The 23,767-nt window shown below is 67.8% G+C and carries 23 protein-coding genes, 1 tRNA gene and 2 pseudogenes; 10 read left to right on the forward strand and 16 right to left on the reverse strand.

Features of this window, described 5'->3' with window-relative positions; genetic code table 11:
- Positions 1-165: 165 nt before the first annotated feature.
- The 4 genes and pseudogenes from CP975_RS19010 to CP975_RS35845 all read left to right on the forward strand — a co-directional run bounded on the left by CP975_RS19010 (position 166) and on the right by CP975_RS35845 (position 2,558).
- Entirely contained in the window at positions 166-387 is a 222-nt protein-coding gene (locus tag CP975_RS19010; RefSeq protein WP_055527199.1) for a hypothetical protein, read from the forward strand.
- Entirely contained in the window at positions 384-1,082 is a 699-nt protein-coding gene (locus CP975_RS19015; protein ID WP_055527196.1) for a restriction endonuclease, read from the forward strand. The genes CP975_RS19010 and CP975_RS19015 overlap by 4 nt, the downstream gene beginning before the upstream one ends.
- A 230-nt stretch (positions 1,083-1,312) precedes the next feature.
- Positions 1,313-1,999: pseudogene (locus CP975_RS19020) on the forward strand (SPDY domain-containing protein).
- A 97-nt stretch (positions 2,000-2,096) separates the two neighbouring features.
- A complete protein-coding gene (locus tag CP975_RS35845; RefSeq protein WP_055527229.1) occupies positions 2,097-2,558 on the forward strand; it encodes a hypothetical protein in 462 nt (153 codons plus the stop codon).
- A gap of 95 nt (positions 2,559-2,653) precedes the next feature.
- On the opposite strand, the gene CP975_RS36385 is transcribed toward CP975_RS35845, so the two are convergent.
- Positions 2,654-2,803 (reverse strand): hypothetical protein, encoded by a 150-nt coding sequence (locus tag CP975_RS36385; protein ID WP_342787964.1) that lies wholly within the window; start codon positions 2,801-2,803, stop codon positions 2,654-2,656.
- Between CP975_RS36385 and CP975_RS36390 the strand changes: the two genes are divergently transcribed.
- Positions 2,802-3,194 carry a hypothetical protein gene (locus tag CP975_RS36390; protein ID WP_342787965.1) on the forward strand — a complete coding sequence of 131 codons (393 nt, stop codon included), beginning with the start codon at positions 2,802-2,804 and terminating at the stop codon, positions 3,192-3,194. The two genes, CP975_RS36385 and CP975_RS36390, sit on opposite strands and share 2 nt — an antisense overlap.
- A gap of 274 nt (positions 3,195-3,468) precedes the next feature.
- On the opposite strand, the gene CP975_RS19035 is transcribed toward CP975_RS36390, so the two are convergent.
- The 5 genes from CP975_RS19035 to CP975_RS19055 form a co-directional block, all read right to left on the reverse strand.
- Positions 3,469-3,858, reverse strand: a complete 390-nt coding sequence (locus CP975_RS19035) for a hypothetical protein (protein ID WP_055527195.1) — start codon at positions 3,856-3,858, stop codon at positions 3,469-3,471.
- A gap of 104 nt (positions 3,859-3,962) precedes the next feature.
- The gene (locus CP975_RS19040) at positions 3,963-5,654 is read right to left on the reverse strand and encodes a relaxase/mobilization nuclease domain-containing protein (RefSeq protein ID WP_150477150.1); all 1,692 of its coding nucleotides are present in this window, start codon (positions 5,652-5,654) and stop codon (positions 3,963-3,965) included.
- A 6-nt stretch (positions 5,655-5,660) separates the two neighbouring features.
- A complete protein-coding gene (locus CP975_RS19045; protein WP_342787966.1) occupies positions 5,661-6,047 on the reverse strand; it encodes a plasmid mobilization protein in 387 nt (128 codons plus the stop codon).
- Between the two features lie 577 nt (positions 6,048-6,624).
- Complete coding sequence (locus tag CP975_RS19050; RefSeq protein WP_055532625.1) at positions 6,625-7,452, reverse strand: DUF2637 domain-containing protein; 828 nt, start codon at positions 7,450-7,452, stop codon at positions 6,625-6,627.
- Positions 7,453-7,664: 212 nt separating this feature from the next.
- Positions 7,665-8,942 carry a DUF3631 domain-containing protein gene (locus CP975_RS19055; RefSeq protein WP_055532617.1) on the reverse strand — a complete coding sequence of 426 codons (1,278 nt, stop codon included), beginning with the start codon at positions 8,940-8,942 and terminating at the stop codon, positions 7,665-7,667.
- Positions 8,943-9,191: 249 nt separating this feature from the next.
- On the opposite strand from CP975_RS19055, the gene CP975_RS19060 reads away from it, so the two are divergent.
- From CP975_RS19060 to CP975_RS19070, 3 genes are all read left to right on the forward strand, one after another.
- Entirely contained in the window at positions 9,192-9,749 is a 558-nt protein-coding gene (locus tag CP975_RS19060) for a helix-turn-helix domain-containing protein (RefSeq protein WP_425474258.1), read from the forward strand.
- 125 nt (positions 9,750-9,874) lie between these two features.
- On the forward strand, positions 9,875-10,252 hold the full coding sequence (locus CP975_RS35850; protein WP_425474259.1) for a helix-turn-helix domain-containing protein: 378 nt from the start codon (positions 9,875-9,877) through the stop codon (positions 10,250-10,252).
- Positions 10,253-10,284: 32 nt separating this feature from the next.
- Positions 10,285-11,790 (forward strand): LacI family DNA-binding transcriptional regulator, encoded by a 1,506-nt coding sequence (locus tag CP975_RS19070; protein WP_055532615.1) that lies wholly within the window; start codon positions 10,285-10,287, stop codon positions 11,788-11,790.
- Between the two features lie 23 nt (positions 11,791-11,813).
- On the opposite strand, the gene CP975_RS19075 is transcribed toward CP975_RS19070, so the two are convergent.
- The 3 genes from CP975_RS19075 to CP975_RS19085 all read right to left on the reverse strand — a co-directional run bounded on the left by CP975_RS19075 (position 11,814) and on the right by CP975_RS19085 (position 15,292).
- Complete coding sequence (locus CP975_RS19075) at positions 11,814-13,106, reverse strand: HNH endonuclease (RefSeq protein WP_055532613.1); 1,293 nt, start codon at positions 13,104-13,106, stop codon at positions 11,814-11,816.
- Between the two features lie 384 nt (positions 13,107-13,490).
- A complete protein-coding gene (locus CP975_RS19080) occupies positions 13,491-14,090 on the reverse strand; it encodes a DUF4276 family protein (protein WP_055532610.1) in 600 nt (199 codons plus the stop codon).
- Positions 14,087-15,292, reverse strand: a complete 1,206-nt coding sequence (locus tag CP975_RS19085; protein WP_055532608.1) for an AAA family ATPase — start codon at positions 15,290-15,292, stop codon at positions 14,087-14,089. Before CP975_RS19085 ends, CP975_RS19080 begins: the two co-directional genes overlap by 4 nt.
- 206 nt (positions 15,293-15,498) lie before the next feature.
- On the opposite strand from CP975_RS19085, the gene CP975_RS19090 reads away from it, so the two are divergent.
- Positions 15,499-15,819, forward strand: coding sequence for a 3'-5' exonuclease (locus tag CP975_RS19090; RefSeq protein ID WP_055532606.1), 321 nt, complete (start codon positions 15,499-15,501; stop codon positions 15,817-15,819).
- Positions 15,820-15,841: 22 nt separating this feature from the next.
- On the opposite strand, the gene CP975_RS19095 is transcribed toward CP975_RS19090, so the two are convergent.
- The 3 genes and pseudogenes from CP975_RS19095 to CP975_RS35855 all read right to left on the reverse strand — a co-directional run.
- Entirely contained in the window at positions 15,842-17,833 is a 1,992-nt protein-coding gene (locus tag CP975_RS19095; protein ID WP_055532604.1) for a hypothetical protein, read from the reverse strand.
- Positions 17,823-18,233, reverse strand: coding sequence for a hypothetical protein (locus CP975_RS19100; RefSeq protein ID WP_055532602.1), 411 nt, complete (start codon positions 18,231-18,233; stop codon positions 17,823-17,825). Before CP975_RS19100 ends, CP975_RS19095 begins: the two co-directional genes overlap by 11 nt.
- 382 nt (positions 18,234-18,615) lie before the next feature.
- Positions 18,616-18,840 (reverse strand): annotated as a pseudogene (locus CP975_RS35855) (YdcF family protein); the annotation flags it as partial.
- Positions 18,841-19,038: 198 nt separating this feature from the next.
- Here CP975_RS35855 and CP975_RS19115 point away from each other — a divergent pair.
- The gene (locus CP975_RS19115; RefSeq protein ID WP_246201557.1) at positions 19,039-20,163 is read left to right on the forward strand and encodes a hypothetical protein; all 1,125 of its coding nucleotides are present in this window, start codon (positions 19,039-19,041) and stop codon (positions 20,161-20,163) included.
- Positions 20,164-20,337: 174 nt separating this feature from the next.
- Here CP975_RS19115 and CP975_RS19120 read toward each other — a convergent pair whose 3' ends face one another.
- From CP975_RS19120 to CP975_RS19135, 4 genes are all read right to left on the reverse strand, one after another.
- Positions 20,338-21,867 carry a hypothetical protein gene (locus CP975_RS19120; RefSeq protein WP_055532598.1) on the reverse strand — a complete coding sequence of 510 codons (1,530 nt, stop codon included), beginning with the start codon at positions 21,865-21,867 and terminating at the stop codon, positions 20,338-20,340.
- 276 nt (positions 21,868-22,143) lie between these two features.
- Positions 22,144-22,626: a hypothetical protein gene (locus tag CP975_RS19125; protein ID WP_246201558.1), complete on the reverse strand. Its 483-nt coding sequence runs from the start codon at positions 22,624-22,626 to the stop codon at positions 22,144-22,146.
- Positions 22,627-22,881: 255 nt separating this feature from the next.
- Positions 22,882-22,955: transfer RNA gene (locus CP975_RS19130), tRNA-Pro, on the reverse strand.
- Positions 22,956-23,006: 51 nt separating this feature from the next.
- Complete coding sequence (locus CP975_RS19135) at positions 23,007-23,762, reverse strand: Pr6Pr family membrane protein (protein ID WP_150477153.1); 756 nt, start codon at positions 23,760-23,762, stop codon at positions 23,007-23,009.
- Positions 23,763-23,767: the final 5 nt, after the last annotated feature.

The raw sequence follows: 23,767 nt of genomic DNA on the forward strand, positions 1-23,767 counted from the left end.
GAACACGCTGGTCGCCAAGGCGCAGATACCGGAGTGCAACGGTTGCGATGACCGAAACCCCGCTACTGCTAGTGATCGAATCCTGACTACTTGTCAGTGGTGCGTGCTGTCATACGGCCTACGCGGGGAAACGACAACGACCTTGGACAGAGGGGGAGTTCCTCCGTGGTGGTTCAGGTGAAGGCGCACATGCGGGGCGGTGTCCCGGTACGGGCACACACCCGGTCCCATCCCGGATCCGGGCGCCAGCTCACGATCGCGGCCATCGTCGCGCTCCTGGTCTGGGGAGCCTCCGAGGGCGGCATCAAGTTCGAGGGCGAGGTCAAGACACTTCCGCCACACCGCTCCCCGTCCACCGCACCCGTACAGCCTGGCGGGGTCCGATGAGCCGCCGCCGCCCGGCACGGCGCCCCTCGCGGCGCAGCCCGGCTCGCCGTCGTTCCAGGAAGCAGGACGAGCAGGTCGCCTTGCTGGTGGCCGCGGTCGTCGCGATCGGCCTGGTCGCTGCCGTCGTGCAGTGGCTGCTGGTGCACTGGTGGGTCCTCGTCCTCGTCGTGCTGGTCGCCGCCGGCGCGGGTGGCCTGTGGTTCCGGCAGGTACAGCAGCGAGCTGCCTGGGTACGCGTCCGTGCCCAGGCCCTGCGGCTGCGCATCGCCGAGATAGATGCCCTGGACCACCGCGCGTTCGAGTTCGCCATAAGGGACTTGATGAGCCGGGACGGCGGTCAGGCCGAGCAGCTCGGCGGCGCCGGCGACAATGCCTGCGATGTGCGTGCCGTCGACCCGGCGGGCCGCGTGTGGGCGATCCAGTGCAAGCACCGCCGCGACGGCGACCGCGGCTCTGCCGTCGGGGTCGGGGTGCTCCAGCAGGTCAACGGCACCGCCCGGCAGATCCACGGGGCGGACATCGCGGTCGTCCTCACCAACGGCCGCTTCTCCTCCAAGGCCATCCCCTGGGGCCGGGAGCACCGCATCCATCTCGTCGACCGCCGCATGCTCGGAGAGTGGGCGGCGGGCTCGCGCCCGCTGTGGGACCTGCTGGACCGCATCCCACCGCCGCGTCGGCCGACGCAGCTTTCCTGATTCGGGGACAGCGCAATGGCCGCAGGGCGCATACCGGTAACGGGCAAATCCGGCCGCCATTTCAGCAGTTCGCCGGGGGCAGACAGGAATAGCCCGGCAAGGACTGGTGTCCTGCGGAACGGCATGCGAACGTGCAACGCCCTGCCGACAGTTCTGCCCCCGAGCCCGTGGAGGCGCCCCTGTATCCTCACTACCCCGCCAATCCCTCCCACCCCGAGACGACGGACCCGGTGTACTGGGTCACCCCCGCCACCTGGCTGGTGACGACGGTGCTCTCGCCGAGCAGATCGGTGATGCTCTGGCCGACCTCGGCTGGCGCATGTGGCCGACCGCCCGCAACACCCTGGTGTACACACGCCCGGACGGCCTGTGCGGCGCCGAGTGGATCCTCGCGGCCTACCCGTTCAAGCTGGGTGGACTCCCCGTTGCCTGGCAGCTGAGCGCCCGACCGCATACGGCCTCGGCGATGACGGAGTGGAACGCGTACTTCACGACCGGCATCCCGCACGAGGCGCTCGCCGATCTCTTCGTCGCACTTGATGCCCGTGAGACGCCTGTTGTCGGATTCGAGGGGCCGGAGACGGTCCTTGCCGCGCTGGGTGCCCAGGGGCTGGATGCGCGACGTGGACCGGCCCCGTACCACCGCCATGGACCCCGGGTTCTCCTGCAGCGTCTCCCTGGAGCTGCTGCCGCCGCTCATCCAGGACTCCGACCCGCGCCCTGACCTGCTGGGCTGGCAGGCGTGGGCGGAACCCGTGACTGGCGCCCCGTATCTGTGGTGCGCCGGCTTCAGCGCCAGCGTCCCCGATGGCCTGGTCGCCGCCTTCGTCTCCTCGCTCGCCTCGCCTGTCCCGGTGCCCCGCCGCACGTTGCCCAAGGGCGCCGAGGGCCGGCTCAGCGTCATCCACCGCAGCTGAGCCGACCTACGGCTCTTGAACGGCCGCTGTGCCGCTCGTGGCCGAGGCCCTGAACCACTTGTTCCCTGCCCTGTCCGATGACAGAGATGGAGTTTGCATGTTCCGAATGATTCGACGCCGTGCTCGCGCCGACCGTGAGTGGCGTGAGGCCCAGCGTGCGGGCCAGGAGATGCTGGCGATGCACGCCGAACTGCCGGTGCCCGACCTTCGTGACCCAGTCTCTGGCGCGGCCACGGCCGCTGCGCCGGAGGCGGCGGTGGTGCCCGACTTCCTGCCGCCGGACTTCAGGGCGCCGTCTCGCCAGGACGTCGCCGGGTTCATGATGCGCTGGGACCAGCCGCTCGTCATCGACGGGGAGGTCCACGCGTGCCCGACGTGCGGTTCGTACCGGGACTGGGTCGTCTTCAACATGCGCGACGGCGCTATCTGGCTGCGCTGCCGGGCCGACCACTACGCGCTTGAGCCGCGTCTGGATTCGGCCTGGTACAACCGCAACTCCGGTCCGGCCGACCGCTACCACCCGAATCTTGAGGACGGGCTGCGTCACCTCGGCCACTGAAGCCCTGGATACCCCGACTCCCTTGCTTCTCCGTATCGCCGGCGCTTGGAGGGCTGGCCCGGTCAGACCGTCCGCTTCACACCAACTCTGGGGTGTCACATCCGCTTTCCCACCACGACCGTCCTCCACTTGAGCGCCCTTGCTGTCCTGGCCTTGGCAGGCTGCTCCGTCGGCAGCGCTCCCGCCACGGCCCCGACTTCCTCGGCTGCCGAACGCCAGGAGCACAGGGATACCCCGGCGGGCATGCCTTTCTCCTCGGCCGCGTTGAGTAAGCGGCTCTTGGATGAGCGTGACCTGGGCGAGTGCTACATCCGCAGGCCGGATCAGCCCGAGCGGCACGACTACGTCACGGTGACCGGGTGTCCCGCGCTGGCCAGGCTCGGCGGCGAGGCAGCGGCCGGCGGCAGCCTCGGCTTCCCCCGCCAGGCGAAGGCGTCCTTCACCTACGCGGGCGGCAGTGGTTCGGAGCTGGCAGAGGAGCTCTACAGCGCCACCGAGACGGAGCTCTCCGACGGCGTGAGCAAGATCGTCGAGGCGATGACGGCTTGCTCGGCCTACGAAGTGCTCGCTGGTGGCACTCCTGTCACGGTCGCACCGCGTCGGGTGCCTGCCCCGCCGCTGGGCGACGAGCGGTAGAGCCATCTGCTCACCCTTACTACCGGTGGGCGCAGCAGCGTCGTCAAGCAGACGGCCGTGCGCATCGGGCCGGTGGTCGTGGTGGTCTCGGGGGCGGCCGCGCTGGTCGATGCCCATGTGGAGAAGGCGGTGGCGAAGGCCCGTGTGACCGAGTGAATTGCGCGGGTATGCCGCAGGCCCGGCCGGTGATTCCGGTCGGGCCTGCGGCATGTGCGGGGTCAGGGGCAACGTTGACGGGCGCAGTTCTGTCGAGCCGCCGCTGGCGTGTGGCGGGTCAGTCGGCCCCGTGCTCGGCGAGGTATTCGAGGGTGTCTTGCGCAGTCACGATCGGGAGCAGGCGCTCGTACTCCGCGTAGTCCTCGTCGGTCATGATGTCGACGACGTCGCTGACCGTGGAGCCTTCGGGAAGGTGGGCGTACTTCATGAGCAGCTCGACGAAGGTTTCCTTCAGCGCGTCGAGTTCACGTGCCCATTCGTCCTCAAGGCGCATCTGCGCATTCGCGGCGGAGAACTCCGCCCGGGTCGCGGTGGACAGCAGAGCGTGCTCGGCGGCGGTGAGCGGGCTCCCGTCGCAGCGGTACAGGCGCGAGGCGTCGTCGTGGCGGTCGTAGTCCACTTCGGTGAGGAGGACGACGACATGGGGGCGGATTTCAGTGTGGGGCATGCAGGGGCTCTTTCCGGGCTTGGGGTTGGGACTATCAAGGCTCCGGACGATCCCCGGTTTCGGTAACCGGGGATCGTCGGCTATTTTCCGGCCCGCTTGTGAGGTCAGTGCCGACGAGCGGCACCGTTCGTCGGCCTGACGCCGGGTGCGGTGGTGCCGGGGGCGGGGTGCGGCATGGCGGCCTGGAACTGGACCTGGGCGCGGGGGCCGGGGGCGTGGCGTTGGCCGAGGCGTTGGATGCGCCAGGTCAGGGCGCGGGCGGGGTTGCGGGCGTCGTCCAGAGTGCGCTGGCCGACGGCCTGGTCGAGGACGGTGGCCGCCTTGTGCCCCGCCTTCTCCGCCTCCACGAGCACGGCGGCGAGGGCATCCCAGGCAGAATCTTCAAGGATGCGCTCGGCGTACTCGGGGACGGCCTGCCGAACGTGCTGGGCGAGGCGGTGCTTGGTCTGCAGGGTGGGCGCGCGGTGGGCGAGGCCGTCCAGGACTGGTCCGGCGATCTGCGCGTACGCGGTCTGTAGGTGAAGGAGGGCCTGTTCGGCTGCCACTTCCTGCTGGGCGTGCTGGCGGGTGCGGTGCCAGTGCCGGGCGAAGCCGACCGCGGTGAGCGCGGCGTCGATCACCATCGCCAGGCCGGAGCCGTCGCCCACGGATGCAGGGTTGTGCCAGATTGCCTGGACGCTGCGGCGCAGGACACGGGCGCTGTCGAGGTCGGCGGCAATGCGGGAGCGGGTAGCGCGCTCGAACGCCGCGGCGGCCCGTTCCAGTTCGCCCCGCACCGCGGTCGGTGCGGTGAGCGGCAGCAGGTCCAGGGCGGCGCCGAGCGCGACGAGCTGTCCTTGGGCGGCACCGTCGTCACCGTGGGTGAGGTGGTGGGGGATGCGCTCGGTAGCGGCGGTGGCCTGGTGCCACGGATTGCCCGGCGGGGTGGCGGCGGGCTCGGGGCCGGTGGTGGCGAGGCGCTGGCGGATCTTGGGCAGGGAGAGGTCGCCTGCGAGGGTGGAGCCCGCGTACCAGATGGGTTCGTCCTGTTTGTTGACGTCGCCGGGCAGGGTGACGCTGTAGCCGGTGACGTCGCCGGACGGCTCGGTCTTCGGGCGTACGTTCACGCCGGTGGCCTTCAGGAAGGCGAAGAACTCGGCTTCGCTGGAGGCGGCGGCCACGGCGCGGCGTACGCGCGTGCGTAGGATCTCGCGGGATGTGGCGTCCTGGCCCAGGCGCTTGGCCTTGAAGTGCTCTTTGCTGGTGGGGCGCTTGGCGGCGGTGCCGTCGCCTGGCTTCAATCGGCGCAGTCCGTAGTCGACTTCGATCTGGCGGGCCTCCTTCTGGACGGCGCGCTGGTCGTAGTCGCGCTTGGGGCGTCGGCCGTCTTGGCGTACGAGGGTGGCGGCGATGTGGATGTGGTCGTCGGCGTGGCGGACGGCGACCCAGCGGCAGGCTTCCTCGTCGCCGTCGGGGGCGATGCCGGCAGCGGCCACGATGCGGCGGGCGATGTCGGCCCACTGGGTGTCGGTGAGGATGGGGTCTTCGGGTGCGGCGCGGACGGGGCAGTGCCACACGGTGTATTTGGGTGCCTTGTCGCCGAGCATCTGTACGGGCTGGTCGAGCTGACGGGCGAGTTGGTCCTCCACGTCCTTCGGGTCGCGGTGGGGGCTGCGGCCGGGGTCGGGGGCGAAGTTGTTCCAGGAGGCCACCAGGTGCGGGTCGGTGTGCTCGTTGGCGCGGCCCGGTCCGAAGAGGTAGCCGATCGTGCGACGGGCGGCCTTGGGCCCCTTGCCAAGGATGATCTTCGGTATCACCGGCTCTCACCGTCCCTCGGTGACCTGGGCGACGGCGGTGTCCAGCTCGGCGATGGATGCCTCGACGCGGTCCAAGAGGCGTTGGACGGTGTCGGGGTGGGGCCAGGCGCCGTCCTTGTGGAGGTGCCAGGTGAGCTGGTTGAGGTTGTTGCCGATCTGGCCGAGCTTTCCGTTGGCGGCCATCAGGGTCTTGACCATGGCGCGGTAGTCGGCGACCGAGGCGGTGGGGTCGTCGGCGCGGGCGGCGGCGAGGGAGCATTCGGCGACGTAGCCGCCCGCTGCCATCTCGCTCAGAGCGGCGGCGTTCTTCACGAGGGCGAACTCGTTGTCGTTGTAGCGGGGATGGACTCGATGCTCGCGCAGCTGCTTGTCACGCAGACGGCGACGCTGCACGGGCTTTTGCGGCACGTTTGACGACGACTTGCTGGTCCCCGTCTCGGTCGGCTCCCCAGGGCCGGCCGACTCCGGTGCCCCCTCGGCGCCGGATGCCTCCGTCCCCTGTGGGGCGGGGGCCGGGTAAGGACTCCTTACCCGACAACTTGCTGCGCGTGTGACGGGGGTGGCGGTCGTCTGCTGCTGAGTTGCGAGGGGTTCGTGGTGCGGGTCGTGCATGGGGCGGTTCTCCGTGGGGTGGTGGTGTCGAGGGCCACACTGTCCGGCCTCGGCAGTCCCGCGTTGTCCCCTGAAGGGACACGGGGCTAGCCGCGAGGGTGAGGTGAGCATGGGGAATCAGATGGCGTCGGCAGGGGTGTTGGGTGAGTCCTGCTGCTGAGAGGCGGCCTCGTCGCGTCCGTCGACAGGCTCGGCCTCGAAGCCGTCGTACGCGGCGTGCTCGGCCTGGCCGGTGCGCTCGTGGGGTGTTGATGGGGGGCGGTGATGTCGGATCGACTCGTCGCCAAAGGGGGACTCGTCCCCGCGCTGACGTGCGCGGGGACGAGGGATGCGGGACGCGGTCGGCAGCGGCCGATGGTCAGGAAACGATCGCCGCTGGCGTGGCCTCGCTCGGCTCGGCTGCGGCGGCTTCGTCGAGTTCGGCCTGCAGTGCATCCTTGACGCGTTCCGCCTCGTCCTTACCGATCGATCGACCGGTGCTGCGGACCGCGTCCTCGATGTGGCGGCGTGAGGCTTTGCCTCCGCGCCCAAGCGGCGCACGGCGGGCGAGGGCGAGCAGCTTGGGATCGACGGTGTCCGCCTCCTCTTCGTCGGCCGCAGGGCAAGAGGCGGAGGAATCCGCCACATCGGCAGCGTCCTCCGCCACGTCTGCCGGGGCGTCCGCCACCTTGAGGTGCGTGGACCGCTGGATGTCCGAGGTGGCGTTGCGCCTGGAGCCGACGACCTCCTGCTCGGCTGCCAGGGCAAGATCCCGCTGGATAATCTGGAAGAAGTGCACCGCGCCGGCCAGGGCGAGCGGCGGGAGCGCGGAGAGCACGGCCACGGTCCAGTCGCCGAGCTGCAGACCGCCGCCCAGGGCCTGCTGGTTGAGGCGTAGGGCGTGCAGCGCGTTGGCCCAGATGCTGAGCGCGGTGGCCAGGATGACGAGAACCCATACGTATACGCGGGCGGCCTTCGACGCGGTGCGTACCAGGAGCAGGGTGGCGATGCCGATGGCGATGAACCCGTCGATCACGAGGGGGAAGCCGATGGCGAAGAGCGGGCGTATGTGGGCGGCGATGGCCATCTGCCGTAGGGCGTCGTAGGACAGGACGAAGCCGATGGTGCCGAGCAGGGCGATGCCGAAGCGGATGGCGCCGGTCTTTGGCGCGGTTGATACGGGTGCGGTGGATTCGTGCGGGGGCAGGGGAGACCTCCGGTGGGTGGGAGGCACCTACAAGCAGCCAGGGCAGCGGGGCAGGGCGCTGTGGCTGCGAGGTGCTGGGACTCGTACCACTCGTCGCGTGCCTGGTCAGCACAGGTACGAGTGGAGTGGTGATGTCGAGACGACTCGTTGCGGGCTGTTCACTCGTCCCCGCGCTGACCTGCGCGGGGACGAGTGATGCGAGTGGAGTCGGGTCAGGCTGCGGTGCCGGGCAGCGGCCCGTCTGCTGACGAGGCGGGCGCGTCAGCAGCCTTCGGCTCGGGGCAGTACCGCGCCCACGTGTCGAGGAATTGGTTGCGAGCGAAGCCCTTGGCCTGGGTGCCGTCGGGGAAGCGGCGGTTGGCCGAGCTGATGCCGTAGGGCTTCAGGAGCAGCTGCAGACCGCGCGGGGTCAGGCCGTTTGCGCCGTACTCCGCCCACGGTGCTTCCTTGTCCGCGTTGAGGGACTCCAGCAGGTGCTTCGTGCTCAGCACGGCCGGATCGCCGACGGCGGCGAAGGCGCGGCGGATGCCGACCAGGAGGCGGGTGCGCAGACCGCCCTCCTCGTCCTGGCCGGCCTCGTAGTCGGTCATGGTGCGGCAGGCGGTGCGCGCCAGCATCGGCCAGTCGCCTCCGGCGAGGTCGGCGATGATCACCAGTGGTTCCCAGGTGTCCGCCGCGCGGTCCTCGACCGGCATGGCAGGCTCCATCTCCAGGGCCTGAGCGTAGAGCGGTTGGAGCCAGGCGTGGAGACGCTCGCGTATCGCGTTCAGGGCGGGGGTGTCCCGGCCGGTGCGGAAGGACGCCACCTTCTCGCCTGCCGCGCGGCGGCGCATCCGGATGACCACCGCCCGGTCCTGGATCGTGTCGGGCAGGTCGCCGATCCCGGCGAGTGCGGCCATGGCGAAGGTGGGGAACTCCTGCACCTGGTGCTCGGGACCGGACACCCGCAGAGTCGGCCGACCACGCTGGTGCCCCGCATTGATCAGGCCACGGACCTCCTCGTTCTTCTCCGCGGCCCTGGTGGTGCCGAAGAGGGTGTCGGCCTCGTCGACCAGGAGGGTCGGCGGGTCGTCCCCGTCGATCGACCGGAAGATCGCCGCCGCGCTGGCGTTGACCGTGATCAGCCGGTTGTGCACCGTCTCGGTCACCACGTCCAGCAGACGGGACTTACCGCACCGCTTCTCCGGAGCGACGATCGCCAGGCGCGGCGCGTGCTGCCATGCGCGCTGCAGATGCGTCGCCGCGATCCACAAGGCCACCGCCGTGACGGCCTCCTCGCTCGGCATCGCCACGTACCGCTTGATCTGCGCCCGCAGGGCGTCCAGGATCTGCGCCCCCTCGGTCCGCAGCGGTGACGAGGTGGCGTCGTCGCGGTCCCCCTCTGTCGGAGGCGCAGCGGAGCCGGACGGTTGGCCGGGCACGGCAACTGGAGGCCACGATGTGCCGGAGCCGTCAGGAAGGGATGGCGTATTCGGCTGGGCATCGGTCATACTGGGCATCAGCTCCTCTGCTTGCGGGCCATATGGGACGGCAATCCCGGGCTCCGCAGGTTGATCGCTAGGGATGGCGGTTGAGAGGTTTGCGCTTGAGCCCCCGGCGATGCCGGGGGCTTCTTTCATGTGACGTGCGGTCGTGCGAACTCCTGAGGTCGGTGGGGTGGGGTGCCACCACTATGCCACATGAATTGCAGATCGCAGAAGTGTTTTGCGTCTCGCAGTAGGAATGCTACTGTTTAGGCTGTGCTGCAAACCGCAGTGCATCGCTACGAACGGAAGGAGGTGCCGGTGGCGGAGGAAGAACCGTCCGAGGGCGTCCTGCTCAGCGGCGAGGCCAATGTCGCGACCCGCATCAGGGTGGAGCGTGAGGCGCGCGGCTGGAGCACCAATGCCCTGTCCGACCGGCTCAACGAGGCCGGCTTCGAGATGAACCCGTCCGCGGTCTGGCGGATCGAAAACGGGAAGCGCCGCATCAACCTCGACGACGCCATCGGCTTCGCCGAGGTCTTCGGCATCGACCTGCGCAACCTCGTCGGGCCACCGCAGCTGGCGGCCAAGGCCCGCGCCATGGAGCTCATCGACGAGGTCGTGGACGCGTTCCGCGCGACGCAGAGAGCCAACATGGCCTTCACGGAGGCGCGCGACGCTCTTGACGCCTACCTCGCCGAGCACCCCGACATCCGCGAGGAAGCCGACCTCATGGTCCAGAGCGCCATGGCGGAGGAGGCCAGCAAGACCATGCTGAAGATGCATGGCCCTCCGCCCGGTGACGGCGACGCCCACCCCGCCGACGAGGCGTAGCCTCCGGCGCCCACTCCCGTCCTGGGCCGCAAACCCCCAGGACGGGCAGCTCATCTCCATCCCTAGCGATCGACCGGCGGGTCGGCGTTGCCGCGCCTCATGCCTGCCAGAAGAGGACTCACCCCTTGCGCGAACCCGCGATAACCCCTGCCTCCGCACCGACTCCGCACGCTGAGGTCGGCCTGCCGCGCCTCCATGTCCCCGAGGAAGTTGCCGCCGTCCTCGGCTGCTCCGCCTGGTGGGTCAAGGACCGCGCCCGCCGCCGGCTCATCCCGTTCACCCGCGTTGGCCGTGCGTACCGCTTCTCGGACGAGCATCTCGCCGAGATCATCCGCATGCACGAAGAGCGTCCGGCCGTGAAGCCGCAGCGCCTTGGCGTTGCTGCTGCGCCGACTCGCAAGCCTCCCGCTCGGCAGCGATCTGAAGCGGCTGTGCCCACCGTCCGGCTCCAGGCCCGGCCGCCGCGCCGAATGGCCAAGTCCCAGTACGGAACCGCTGCTTAACGCACCCCACACGACAGAAGGGAGGGAAATCTGTGGGGTACGCCGAGAAGCGCAGCGGCTACTGGCGCGGCCGCTACAAGATCGAGGACGGCAAGTACGGCACCGTCGCCGATTCCACGGGCGCCGTGGTCAAGTTCGCCACCAAGCGCGAGGCCAAGCAGGCCGCAGACGCCGAAGAGGTGACCGTTCGCCGTGGCCAGTGGCGCGACCCGGGCCTCGGTCAGGAGACCTTCGGCGCGTACGCGAGCCGTTGGTACGCCGCCCAGGACCTGGCCGCCTCGACGATGCAGAACTACAAGCGCCACATCGAGGAGCACCTGCTCCCCGACTTCGAGGACAAGGCGCTCGCCGGCATCCTGCGTACGGACGTCGATGCCTGGGAGAAGAAGGAGAAGGCCGCCTACGCGACTTCCAGCGTCAAGACCTGGCGCTCCACGCTCCACCTGATCTTCGAGGACGCGATCGACGAGGGCCTGCTCACGTCGAACCCGGCGGCCAGGCGGCGCGGGCGGGGCAAGCGCGCCGGCCGCTCGCGCGACCGCGGCCCGGAGAAGGTCGTCACTGACGCGCTCGGTATCCTGCTCACCGCCGAGCGGGCGGCCCTGCTCTCAGGCCGCGACGACGAGTTCGTTGCCACGGTCCTCAAGGGCTACACCGGTAAGCGCTGGGGCGAAATCGTCGGCCTGGAAACGGAGTTCGTCCGGCCGAATGCCTTCCGGGTCGAATGGCAGCTGTACGAGCTGGACACCGGCGAGCTGGTGCGTTGCCCGCCCAAGGACGACAGCTACCGCGACATCGACTCGCCGGACTGGCTGTCCGCCTTGGTCTTCGACCACATCGCCCGTAGGAAGCCGACCCCCTGCCCCTGCCACGGCAGGACGTACGTCTTCCGAGGCCAGGGCGCGGCACGCACTGGCGGCCATCAGGGGGCGAAGCTCGTCGACGTCGCGCGCCGTGCCGGAGTCTCCACGGGCACGGTCTCGAACGTCCTCAACCACTCCGACCGCGTGCGCGAGGACACCCGCATGCGCGTCGAACTCGCCATCACAGAGCTCGGGTTCGTACGGGGCGGCACCACGTCGGAGCACGCGGCCCACTGGCGCCGAAACGGCTTCGCCACCTGGCTGTTCACCCCGGCGGTCTCCGGCTGGTACCCGAAGAAGGCGCCACAGGAGGCCCGCCCGGTGCCGATCCTCGGCGAGCCGTGGCCTGGTGTCCCGGCCCGAGGCCGAGGGGCAGCCGCTCGGGCGGACACCTGCTGGCTTCCGATCGCCAAGGGCCTCACACCGCACGGGCTTCGCCACACTCACCGGACGATGATGGAGGACCTCGGCACCGAGAAGGTCCTCATGGACGAACGCATGGGCCACATCGACGGCTCGGTCTCTGCGCGCTACGCCCACGTCACGCCCGGCATGCGTCGGCGCCTCATGATTGGCCTGACCGAGCAGTGGGAGGCGGCACTCGCGGCCAGGCGTGCGCTACACCCGCGTTCCCCGGTATCTGCGCTGGACAGACTTCTGCAGACCGGCGGTTGACGCTTCGGGCCCAGCCCTCCTCTTTAGGAGGGCTGGGCCTCGCCAGGTCCCCAGGCGTCTCCCTTGCGGATGTTGCAGATCCAATGGGCTGCCTGCAGGTTCCCGGCTGTGTGCGCGCCGCTCTCCGCGACAGGCTTGATGTGGTCGAGGGTGGCGGACCACGGGTCGGGCCACTCAACGGCGGGGTTCATCGCGCGATGACACAACTGGCAGACCCATTGGTCGCGTTCGTAGATGTCGAACGGGTCCACCTGGTCAGCGTCGGCGTTGAGAGCGCCGTAGCCGCGCATGCGGGCCTGGTAGCTGTTGCGGGCCCGAGTGGAGCGCCGCTGCTTCTCGGAGCGGGCGGTGTAGGCCGGGGTCCAGAGCGTGGGCGTCGGTTCTGCGACGCAGACCCAGGCTTCCCAGTCGTAGGTCTTCCCGCTCTCGTCCACGTCACGGAAGATCTCGTTCTGCCAGTGCCACTGCCGCCCGTCGTCCCCCTCGAACGACGTCTGCTGGACGAGGGGGTGTTCCTGGCCGGGCACTTTGGTCCACCACAGGACTCGGTCCGTGTAGGCGAGGAGTGCTCCGGTCTGCTGGTGGATCGCGACCATCGGCTCTGCATCGGGCTCGGAGTTGGCCTGCACCAAGGCGACGAGCTCGTCGGCGCCCAGGGAGGTGGCGGTGGCGTACGTCGTGACGGAGCTGTGCCGCTCGATGACATCGCCCTCGATGGGGCTCAACCCGTAGAACTCGTAGGGGAAGTCACCGTCGGCGGTCCTGGTGCGGAAGATCTGCGGCTCCCTTGCTGCCCCGAACCGAGCGCGCTGGTCGGCATCGGCGGAGGATCGGTCACCACGATCCGGGATGGCGGCCACGTCGATCTCACCCCGTTCGATCCGCGCCTTCGTACGCCGCTTGAGCGTGGTGTTGCACCGACCAGAGCAGACGTGCCGGTCACGGTGCTCCCAGTGCGCGCTCCTTGGAACGGGCTCGCCGCAGATCCGGCAAGGTTCGCCGCCGTTGGCACGTTCGGCAGCCGCGAGGATCGGGTTCCAATGAGGATCACCGCGAACCTCGCGGGTCCTGGAGAGGTCGGGCACCGGCGGCGTCCCTGGCGTGAGCGTCTGCTGCGGGCGCCGTACCTTCGGCGCGTCCTTCGGTCGTTCGGCCCGCTGCTTCTTGGCGGCCGAGGTACGGCAGGGATCGGAGCAGTACTTCTGGCTGCGCGGGCGCCAGTACTCCATCACTGTGCCGCAGACCGCGCAGGGGCGCCCCGCGTGCTCAGTGGTGCTGTTGTCGGCGTCGTTGCTGCTGCCGAAGCCGTGGTCCACAGGCTGTCCTCGGGTCGAGTGGGCGACTGGAGTTCGCGAAAGCGCAGGTGCGAGCGGACACGCGGGCGGCGTGCCGCTCCTGCCGGGCGATCGTCTGTTGGGAGAGGCCGACCAAGATCTTCTTCCATATTTCTCCCAAACGATCACCGGAGACGCAGGAAGGGCCTGATCCTCACTGAGGTTCAGGCCCTTGACCTGGTGTTTCTCTGTCGGGGTGGCGGGATTTGAACCCACGACCTCTTCGTCCCGAATGAGGTTCGGCGAGGATCGCCACCGGCGAAGTTGGTGTTTGTGCTGGTCATGCGACCAGACGTGGGTGGTTTGAGCTGGGTTCGAGTGGCTTCGGGAAGCAGGTCGGCTCCCAAACGGCTCCCTGAATGGACATCACCGGGGGGCCTTCCTGAGTAGACCCTCAACCGCGTGGACCATTCTCCGGAAGGATCTGCTCTTCTCCTTCGCGGCATGTAAGTCGATCAGTGCGGAGAACTTCGCCTGGTGGAGGGTCTCCTTGTAGGACTCGCACATCATGGATTCGAGCTGGCTCTTAGCGCCCCGCCTGGCTTCGGGATCTGCTGGTGCGGATGCGTTGTTGTGGACTGCTGGGTGGCTGCGGAGCGAGTCTGCTGCGGCGAGGAACCAGGCTTCGTATTCATGACGGGCGATCACGATCTCAACGGGGACCGGAACCAGGTTAGGTTCTGGGGCCAGTTGACGTGCAAGCTCGACTGGGCACTGGATGTCGCTGTCATCGCCGTCCCGTAGCACGAGGACACCGCCAGGCCCTTTGACACGCTCAGCCTGGACACGTACAGCTTTGGCCAGTTCGTCGGGTCTGCGCATCTTGCCAGAGTCGAGACGAAATGCTGGTGCGACATCTGTCCAAGTCCCGCAGAACTCGGCAGCGATGCGGGTGATGAGTTCACGCACCGCCTGGACCTCGCCGTGACCCTCCACGATCGGGGCCACGACAGGGGGTAGCGTCATCGGCGCACCCCCGACTGCGATTCCGCAGTGATTGCGGGAAGGAGCTGGTCGTTCCGAAGGAGCTCGCCGGGGGTGTAGAGCTGCTCGCGTAGAGCGAGGACTCCTGCTTCATCCAGCTCACCGATCTTGGTCTCGCCAGCAATGGAGCGCACGGCGCGCAACTCGGAGAGATCGAAGTCGTGGCGGTCGAGAAGGTCAGGACTGTGGCTGGTGACGATGACCTGGCGGCGTTCGCTGGCATCCCGCAACGCGTCGAGAAGCACGCCTGCTGCCGCAGGATGCAGGGCGCTTTCTGGTTCCTCGATACCAACCGTGCTGAGAGTGCTGCCCGTGCCGGCGAAGAGCGAGACCAGTACGCCAAGCGCGCGCAGCGTGCCGTCGGAGACAGACTGTGCCTGAAAGCGCCAAGGGTTCTTGGCACCCGGTACGTCCTGGGCGAACTCCAGAGTTTCCCAGTTTCCCAGGTCGGAGCGGGCCACGCCGTGCATGCCAGGCACGATCAGCTGTAGGTAGCTCTCAATCCGGCTCTTGTCTTCCCGGCCGCGGGCACTGCGCTGCAGACGATGCAGGACGCTGGCGATGTTGGAGCCATCACGATGCAGGAACTCTCCCGAGTCGGGTGTCTGAGGTTGGCGTATTACGTCCGGGTTGAGGCTGAAGACACTGATACCGGAGAGACCGTCGTAGACAGGTCGGAATGCGTCAAGGCCGGCGGCGGCCACCAGATACAGTCGCTGCTCGCTCACGGGAGGCATCACAGGTTCGGTCTTGCCTGCCAGCTCGCCGTTCTCGATGCGGAAACCAGCATCGGCGTACTTGGAGCCTTCCTCTCGTCGCGCGTCGTACCAGACGCCGCAGTACTCGCGCGAGATCCGGAAGCCACCGCCTCTCACTGCGGCAACCTCGAAGCCGTACTCGCCCTGGTACTCCGGCCCCCTGAACTGCAGGTCGATCGAGAAGTGAGTCGGGTGGCCAGTTGACCTCCTGCGTACTTCCGCCACGCCTCCACGACTCCGCAGAGCCTGGTCGAGAGACGTCTGCAGAGACTCGGAGAGCAGCCGCAAAGCGTCGAGGAAGTTGCTCTTCCCAGACCCGTTCGGTCCGACAAGCAACAGCAGTCTGCCCAACTCGACGTTGGCTGCCGCGATGCTCCGATAGTGCTTTAGCCGGACGCGGGTGAGCGAGAAATAGTTGTCCTGCATGCGATCAGTCTGGCAGCAATACAGCCTGCTTCGTGATGTTTGCTGGCAGGATCTGAGGTTCCCCGAGATGGGCCGTCTTGAGGGATCAGCCGGTGGGTTCTCTTGGCGGGCGTCATCCCGACGCTGAGGAAACCCCCGGATCAGGTCGAACCCGTACACCACTGCCGCCCGGAGAGCGCCCCGACACCGCCGTGCTGTGCCCGTCCATGCGCGCCATCGGCCACTACCAGCGGTTCCTCGAACGGTCCGGCATCCCCGTATGCCTGCTGGAGCACTACGACGGCCGCCCCGTCGACGCCGTCAAACTCGGCAGCTACCGCCGGGCCAAGGGCTTGGAGTTCAAGCGCGTCTACCTCCCGGAGCACGACGCGGCCTTGGCGAACGGCTTCCGCACACAACCCGAAGCGGAAGCCTCGGAGCCTGAACGCGGGCGCGAAGAGCTGGCCCGCAGCCAGCTCTTCGTGGCCATGACCCGAGCGCGTGACGTGCTTTGGCTGGGGAGTGTGAACCGACAGACAGAAGGTTGACGGGTGGAACTCGTATCCCCTTCTACACATCGAGGGCGTCCATGGCATCCACGTCGGCGCTTTGGCGCTCCTCGTCGTTCTGTGCGTTATACCAGTCCGCCCAGTCCGCCAGCGTGCGGCTGACCTTATCGAGGTAGCGGCGGGCCTTCTCGATCTCCGGGGGGTCCCATCCCTCCCTCTTGATCAGGCTGCCGCCGCCCTCGTAGGCAGGAACGGACTTCATGGCACTCACAGCCTGGCGCAGGTTGTCCACGCTCTTGGTCACTGTTGCCCAATGCGCTCGTGCCGCGGGAAGTCCTACGACCGCCTCGGTCAGTGCCTCGCCGTTGTACGTGTGGCGGACCAACGCATCCGTCAGCTCACGGTACCCACCACCGTCCGTGTAGATCGGTGCGCCGTCCTCGTCAACCTCGTGCAGCGGCCTGCCCAGCCGACCCGCGCGGACGACCTCATACGCCTGGATCACCCCACGCTGCCGAGAGAGCATCGCCCGCAGCACCCCGACCGCGCTGCGGCTGTCCTCGGCTCGTGCCGCGCCGGAGCCTTCGGTCTGGAGCGCCATGGTGTCGGCGGTGACCATGTAGAAGGTGGCCTTGACTGCAAGTTCCGTCTGAGCCACGCCCAGCCTGCCGCCCGCGCCGAGTCCTTCCGCAGCTTCCTTCAGCGCGGCGTCGCGTAGCTCCTCCAGTGATCGGCCACCGTCGGGCGCTCCCTCCAGCAGAGCGTCGGCGGGCAGCTCCTCAATCTCAGGAAGACGGTAGGCGCGCTGGAGCACGGCGCGCCGGGGACGGACGTACGGAGGGACGTCGTTCTTGGCCGTGCGGACGGGGCGGAGGATCAGCTCAACGGCGATGTCGACACGGTCCTCACGTTTGGGCCGTTGCTGCGCGGTCAGTGAGCGGATTCCCTCATTGACCCGCCGCGCGGTGCCGGTCCCACCACCGAGTACGGTCCGGATGATTTCTGCAGCGCGTACGTCCTGGTGCGGGCTGAAGCCCTCCTCGGCAGCCTCCTGCTCGGTGATTACGCCTGCGAACCAGCGCTTTTCCTGTGACGTGATCCGCGCGTTTCGGCTACGGGTGGGCTCGGCAAGCGAGTCGAGGACCGCGTCCCCCTTCGCCTCGCTCTCGACGGCAGACGCGTACGGCCTTGGCGGCCGAATGTGGGTAAGGCCGATGAAGTTGCGTACGGCGGTGTGGAAGCGGACACCGGCCCGGGCGTCGGGCACAAAACCCACCACCACCCGGGCAGGCACGGTCAATGCACGCAACTTGCCTTGATCTGCCGCACTCAGCGAGTCCCATCCCTGCTTCTGGACCAGCCGGATCCATCGATTGATCTCCTGCCGGAACTTCCGGGTGTTGTCTGCCAACTCGTACGCGAGCAGCGAAGGGCGGTAGCCAAGCAACTGGTGGACTGCGCTGATCCGGCTCGAACCGTCCGCTGTGATCAGCAGCGTGGGCGGCCTGTTTGGCGAGTTGTCGTAACAGACCATCATGGGGACAACCATCAAGGGCTGGAGTACCCCTTCGGCCGCGATGTCGTTGTCGAGAGGGTTCTCCTTGACGAGCCGCGCCTTGGCGTCATCCAGGCGATGCGCAAGGTCGTTGGGATGAGGCACCCGGATCTGCAACTCCGGACCGCCCCCAGGGGCCGGCTCCGGCATCGGGAGGATCCGCAGGGCGGCCGATGCACCCCCCAGGGCGTAGCTCCGGCGGCCGTACTCGCGGGGGTTGGCCGGGTGCGGGACCACCGCCGCTGACCACAGGCGGGTTTCGACGATGTGTATCGTGCCACCCTGCACACGCAGGTTGTTGACATCCGCCAGTTTTCGCCGCATGTCTTCCGGCTGAACGGCCGCCCTGGCCAGCGATTCGGCCGCCTCCTCGCTCAGACCTTTTCCGAACAGCGCGTCGGCGAGCTTGTCGACGGCGGTGATGCGCGGCAAAACGTAGGGTTCGGGCTGCCATCCGGTTCCGTCTTGACGGGGTTCCGCGTTGGCCTCATCGGTCATTCGTTGCCTCCGCGATCTTGTGCGCCAGATGCAGGGCGCGATACATCCGCTCTCGGACCGGGGTGTCGGCCGGGACGCTGTCGTCCAGTTCACCGGAGAGCTGGGCGACGCAGGCACTGAGTGCCGCCCGGACCTGATACCAGCCTTCGGCGGTCAGCGGGACCGTGAACAATCGCTCGCCGTGCAAATTCACGACGGCGCAGTGCAGTTCGCGCTCCGCGATGTCCGTCCAACGCGCGGTCAGCTGGCCCAGGGTGATACCGGTGTACTGGTCCGCAGTTACGTCAGACGGGGCGGCGGCACGACACTCGTCGGCCGCACGCTGGAGAATGCCTACGACCAAGGTGACTTCGTCCTGGTCGAGGTCGATCGAGATGGTGAGGGTGTCGTCGAGGGGCACGGGGAGGCGCTCCGGCGGGTACGCCGATGCCTGTGGCACCGGCTGTCGGCGTTCTGGCTGCATGACGCGGGCACGCCAGGCAGAGCGAGAGCGCGGACATTGTGCCGCTGACCTCCACCCGTGTCGGTCTGCGGAGCAGTACTCCGAGACGTCTGGTGCAGTCCGGACCACACATTGTCCGGCCCGGCAGCGAGAAGGAACACTGAGCTGAGGGAGCACGGCCAGGGAGACTGCTGCTCAGTTCCGCCTACGGCAAGCCTGGCGGAGGAGAAGCGGTCCCCCCCACAATGCGGGATCTCGAACAAGTCGCCCGGACGGAGCGTATTGGCTGTGTCACTTTGAGTGCAAGGTCTTCTCGGGGGTCACGGGGTGGCTGAAGTGCCACAGCCTCTCCGCGGGGCATCCGTGCTCGGGTCGTAGGGCTCGTGGCCCCGGTGCACACGATGCCCGACGCCATGGCCTGGGGGTACAGCACAACCGTCACGTCAGCCACGCCTAGATCGTGGCTGCCCAGACCGACGGCACCGGAGCAGGGGCGGGGGCCGTGGCGCATGCGGTGGTAGTCCCACAGAAGTCGGGCATCCGCCCATGTCTGCACCGAGATCATTCCTGCCCCTTCGTGTCCTGCGCCGATTCGGGAACCTTGAAGTCGTACTCCCACGCGAAGCGAGAAGCCGAATGCACGTTGCCTACATCAGCCGGGCCGACTGCCTGGCTCGATCCGTAGTGCTCGTGATTGAGCGGATTCCTCCCCGTCGCCTGGCATTTCCCTGCCAGGATCGGATGCGTGACATACGTAGTAACCGTGGACGCCCACATCTCGGAGGGCACTCCGGAGATGGACCCACTTCAGCGAGCTGGCGCCGTGGCGCTCATCGGGGACGGCTTCGACTCGGTTGAGGCCATCGAGGGACCCGACGGCATGGAAGTCGATCTCCTCGACAGCATCGTGGCCGTCTACCCGGGTGGAGCGCTGCTGAAAGTGTTCGTGGATGCGCCGGCCCTGGAATTCGCCGAGGAGGCGGTGCGCTCGGTCGTGGGTGAACTGCTGGAACGGTCCGAGCTGTTGGCTGACTGGCAGATCGACCGATGCGAGGTCGAACTGCACCCGGAACTCGCCCAGGAGAGTCTCGCCGCCGCCGACGGTCCCGATGCCCCGCCCGATGATCCGGCTGACCGTAAGGCCCGGCATGCCGAGCGGCCCACGGCCGAGGACGACAGCGACGGCTATGACGCCGAGGCGAAAGCTGAGGCAGTACGCAGTCAGATGCTGGCACTGGCAGACGAGCTGCGCTCTTTCCCGCCCGTGATGTTCGGCGTCCCGGACGACGAAGACGACGAAGACGAAGACGGTGACATCGAGTTCGCCGTCTCGCCGGAGGACGCCAAACTCGCTGCCGGTGCCTTGGTGTACGCGACGGACATCTTGGTGGACGAGCTGTTCCAAGACGTGCAGACCCTGACGGAGGAGGACACCACCGCTGCGGAATGCGATGGTCCCCTGTGGCACTTCGAGGATCTTCCCGAGCGATACGCCCTCCAGTACGACGCTCGTTTCGCCCGTCGCTTCCTGGTGACGGTGATCGCCATGACTACCCGCTTCACGGATGGCAGCTTCCAGCAGCTGAGCTGCGTCGCTGAGGAACTCGCGCTGAAGCTGCTGCTGAATGAGACGAACGTGACCCTGGAGACTTTCGGGCTGCTCGACGACGGCGTCTCGGCCGCGCTCGACTCGTTTGCCAACAACGTCTACGAGGACATGGACCACGAGTGGCTCTACGACGACTCCATGGACGGCATCGACGAGAGCACCGTCGGAGCGGCTCTCGGCGTCGCACCGATGGCGTTCAAGGCGTGGTTCACTCCGTTCAACGAGGGCAGGTATGTCCACCCGTCCGCGGCGGACGAACCCGAGGGGGCGGCGCAGTGAGGTGTGTCCCGTGGTCTCGAGGGCTTCACCCGTAGCTGCTCGTGGGCCGTTGTAGAGACCGACTTCGCGGCCAGCGACGGGTTTGAGGGCAGTGGTGGGTCATTGACGCCGGAAGATCACCTCAATCAGTCAGGGGCCCGATCCACCTATGGTTCGGGCCCCTGACTCAGCAACTCAGTCCGACTCTGTCGCGGTATGCCTGGCAAAGAACGCCGCAGCGACGGCGAGTACGGCCGCGGTGTCCTTCCGGTCGAGATCAGAGGGCGCACTGGCGAGGACGGACACCCGGTTCTGCAGCGTTGCGCCACCCCAGGCCCGGGCGAATTCGGCAGCGGAGTCCAAGAGCGATGGGTCCTCCTGTACGAGCTCCTCCAGCGAGGGGGTCATGCGGTCGAGGAAAGAGCCGAGCAGTTCCCCTCCACTTCTACCGTCCAAGATGGCGACGAGCTCGCGGCCGTGCTCGGGATCCTGAGCCGCCGTCATCACTTCCCTGGCCAGGAAGTTGGTCCGAAGGATCTCCATGTTGTCCTCGAAATCGGGGACCTCACCGTCGGCCTGTTCCGTGTAGCGAGCGACCGCTTCCTCCCACTCAGCGGCATCGCGCTCCGTCAGAAACGTGCCGTCAAGGCGCGGCAGCAGCCCCTTGGTCTCGCGGTAGGCAAAGATCCAAGCCGCGGACAGGCCGATGGTCTCCAGCAGCTCGACGCCCTGGGTTTCGACGCTGCGCAGGGAAGGTAGTTGGGGTGTTTCCGCGTCGGGATCGAAGAACACGGGGTCGTCAGGGCCGGGAGGCCGGCCGAATTTCTCCTCGAACCGACGGAGCTGCGCCTTGAAGGAGGCAACCGCGGTGTCGTCGATGCGAACGACCTTGCCGTTGCGAGTGACGACCTGGGAGAAGCCCCGCTCGAAAGCGAGATTGATCAGCGCGCACCCAGGGGAGCTGGTCCATCGCCTGTCCGTGCTGCTGACGGGCTCCCCGAGGTTGGGGAGGGCGAAGAGCCGAGCGAGTATCTCGTCTGTGCTCAGGCCATGAGCAGGTCCCAAGAGAAGGATGTCAGTGACCGGAATCAGCGAAGATCCCGGAGGCAGCGCGTACGCCCAGGCCACTGCTCGCCTCCCCGCATCGCTGATCTCTTCACCGTCCTTTGCCACCAGGGCGAGATAGAGGGCGGGGAGGAGTGCCATCGGGTCATCGTCGAGGCGCAGGCCCATTTGGGTGAGCAGGTAGACCCCATGCCGCAGTGCGTCAAGGGGCGTTCCGTCGTGAGCGAGCTCGATCTGAGTGCCCTCCCAGAAACGAGCGATCCTCTCGTTTGCGTCGGCCGGAGGTTCCGGCAGCACCTGGTCGGAGGGAGGTCCTTCGATCGGCCGCGTCCCGACCAGTGCTGACCCTGGCAGGCAGTTGGCGGGCAACTTGCGCTGGTCGAGGCCAAGCGGCTCCAACCGGCCGGTGAGCCTCAGCATCAACTCCCCTTCATCCACGGGGAGTTCGTATTCCTCGCTTGCAGCAACGACCTCGCGGACGAAGCTCTCGATGCCCTTCCAGTGCACGGTGCCATGAAGAATCCGGAGCCATCCGTCACGTGCGTTGGCGAACTCGAACTCGTCCCTGAACTTCTGCGGCCACGCGGTGCCTAAGAACAGGGCATCCAGGGGGTCGATGTCATGGAACCAAGGTTGGTCATCCCCCTCCAGCTGCGCCATTCCCAGAGCTCCGTACCCGAACGCGTACGCTCCTGCCAGGCTGACCTTGCCCGGGGAGTTCGTGCGCATCAACCGCTCCAGAGCGGCTTCGCCTTCGGCGCGCGGATCTGTAGGCGGTGGCGCAGCCACCCGTGCCTGCCTGCGTTGTCCTGCTGAACGCTGCTCACGCTTCTTTCGAGATGCCCGTCCCATATGTGCCCTCCTTGCGCTCAGCCTGCCGTAGGGCTGAGGCGCGTGGACGGCTTTTGGGAAGGATGCTGCGCTTGCTGCAGGCGTTCAGATGCCCAGACTCTTCCGTCGCACGCGCAGGGAGTAAGACGTGCCTTCGGGGCTACTGCTGCTGCCCCACCCAACGCTGGTCGCGATGGCCCACCCCTGCTGCTCCCGTATCTGGCTCGCGAAGGTGCTCAAGTCGCGGATCTCGCATCCGCACGTCAGGTTGAGCCGGATGCTGATGTACGGACTCCGGGGATTGAGGTCGCGGCCCGTTGCCTCGGTCCACTCCACGTCGTGAACGTGTTCCTCCAGTCCGGTCCGGTTCTGGTCGTGCTTGATCCCATGAGCTTTGGCGTACTCGTCGAGGTCGTCGATCACGAAGAGGTGGCTCGACCACTCGCCGGGCCAGACGGCGAACAGCCGCGACTTTCCGGCGACGGCGCGCTCGTACGCGGCCCGATCGTCGCCATGAGTGACTCTGCCGTCCTCATGAACCTCGATATAGCAGGTGGTACGCGCGGTGTACGGGAAGTCCCTTCCCACTGCTGCTGCACTTCTCGGTTCCACTGGCCCCCCTGGTTGACACGGTTCCCAACCGCGCCGGTCCTGCGGGTCCGCCGATTCACGAACGTGCATACGGCGGTCCCTGCTAGGCACCTCACCGTAGGGGAAGAGAGCAGATGCCGCTGGGAGGAGCCGACCAAGATCTTCTCCCAGATTTCTCCCAAACGATCTACAGAAACCCGTCAGGGGCCCGACCCGCTAAGCGGATCAGGCCCCTGACCTGGTACTTCACTGTCGGGGTGGCGGGATTTGAACCCACGACCTCTTCGTCCCGAACGAAGCGCGCTGCCAAGCTGCGCTACACCCCGATGTCGTTGCTCCACCGACCCGCATTGCTGCAAGGCCCGTGGCGACATCGATTACTTTAGCGGACCGGAGGCCTGAGGCGAAATCCGGTTCTCGGGAGGCCGGGGCCAGGGGCGGACGCGGTCCAAGGTCACCGTCAGCAGCGCCAGTGCGTAGAAGGCCAGGCCGAAGGTGAGCGCGTTGCCGAGGACGCCCGTATAGCCGTGGGACTCGACGTCCAGGAACGGGTAGGGGTAGCGGGCCGGGGAGCCCGGTGGCAGGAGGGCGCCCCGGGTCAGGGCGAAGCCCAGGTACGCCAGGGGATACAGCAGCCACAGGGCCGCGTGGCGCGGGCGCAGGCCGCCCGGCCTCGTCAGCAGCAGCCAGTCGAGGGCCACGGCGATCGGCGTCACGGTGTGCAGGAGCTGGTTGGAGAGGGTGTGCCAGCCGGATGGCGGTGCCGTTTCCTCTGTCATCGAGAAGCCGCTCGACGCGTTCGCCAGGACCAGGTGGTAGACGAGGCCCGTGATCGCGATGAAGAGCAGCGTGCCGCCGGTCACCCACGACGGAAGAGGGCGGCGGCCCCGCCACGCCCGCCACGCGGAGAGGCCCAGAACCACCGCCACCAGCGCGTTGCTCTGGACGGTGAAGTAGCTGAGGACGCGCGGAGGGCTGCCGATGGCCAGGTCGATCACGATCCCGGTCACCGCGATGAGGGCGATCAGCATGCGGAGAACGGCCACGAGGGGGCGGCGTACGGGTGGCACGACCGCCTCCACGGGGACGCCCGAAGCGCTTGAGGTGCCCGGGGGAGGAGTCGGAGCGATCATGCCCC

The sequence above is a fragment of the Streptomyces alboniger genome (assembly GCF_008704395.1).
Lineage (GTDB): Bacteria > Actinomycetota > Actinomycetes > Streptomycetales > Streptomycetaceae > Streptomyces > Streptomyces alboniger.

What these genes read in the sequence shown, in the direction of transcription:
- CP975_RS19015 (WP_055527196.1), top strand. Translation starts at nt 384, where the DNA reads ATGAGCCGCCGCCGCCCGGCACGGCGCCCCTCGCGGCGCAGCCCGGCT.
- CP975_RS35845 (WP_055527229.1), top strand. Translation starts at nt 2,097, where the DNA reads ATGTTCCGAATGATTCGACGCCGTGCTCGCGCCGACCGTGAGTGGCGT.
- CP975_RS36390 (WP_342787965.1), top strand. Translation starts at nt 2,802, where the DNA reads ATGCCTTTCTCCTCGGCCGCGTTGAGTAAGCGGCTCTTGGATGAGCGT.
- CP975_RS36385 (WP_342787964.1), bottom strand. Translation starts at nt 2,803, where the DNA reads ATGCCCGCCGGGGTATCCCTGTGCTCCTGGCGTTCGGCAGCCGAGGAA.
- CP975_RS19035 (WP_055527195.1), bottom strand. Translation starts at nt 3,858, where the DNA reads ATGCCCCACACTGAAATCCGCCCCCATGTCGTCGTCCTCCTCACCGAA.
- CP975_RS19055 (WP_055532617.1), bottom strand. Translation starts at nt 8,942, where the DNA reads ATGACCGATGCCCAGCCGAATACGCCATCCCTTCCTGACGGCTCCGGC.
- CP975_RS19080 (WP_055532610.1), bottom strand. Translation starts at nt 14,090, where the DNA reads ATGACGCTACCCCCTGTCGTGGCCCCGATCGTGGAGGGTCACGGCGAG.
- CP975_RS19085 (WP_055532608.1), bottom strand. Translation starts at nt 15,292, where the DNA reads ATGCAGGACAACTATTTCTCGCTCACCCGCGTCCGGCTAAAGCACTAT.
- CP975_RS19090 (WP_055532606.1), top strand. Translation starts at nt 15,499, where the DNA reads ATGCGCGCCATCGGCCACTACCAGCGGTTCCTCGAACGGTCCGGCATC.
- CP975_RS19095 (WP_055532604.1), bottom strand. Translation starts at nt 17,833, where the DNA reads ATGACCGATGAGGCCAACGCGGAACCCCGTCAAGACGGAACCGGATGG.
- CP975_RS19120 (WP_055532598.1), bottom strand. Translation starts at nt 21,867, where the DNA reads ATGGCGCAGCTGGAGGGGGATGACCAACCTTGGTTCCATGACATCGAC.
- CP975_RS19135 (WP_150477153.1), bottom strand. Translation starts at nt 23,762, where the DNA reads ATGATCGCTCCGACTCCTCCCCCGGGCACCTCAAGCGCTTCGGGCGTC.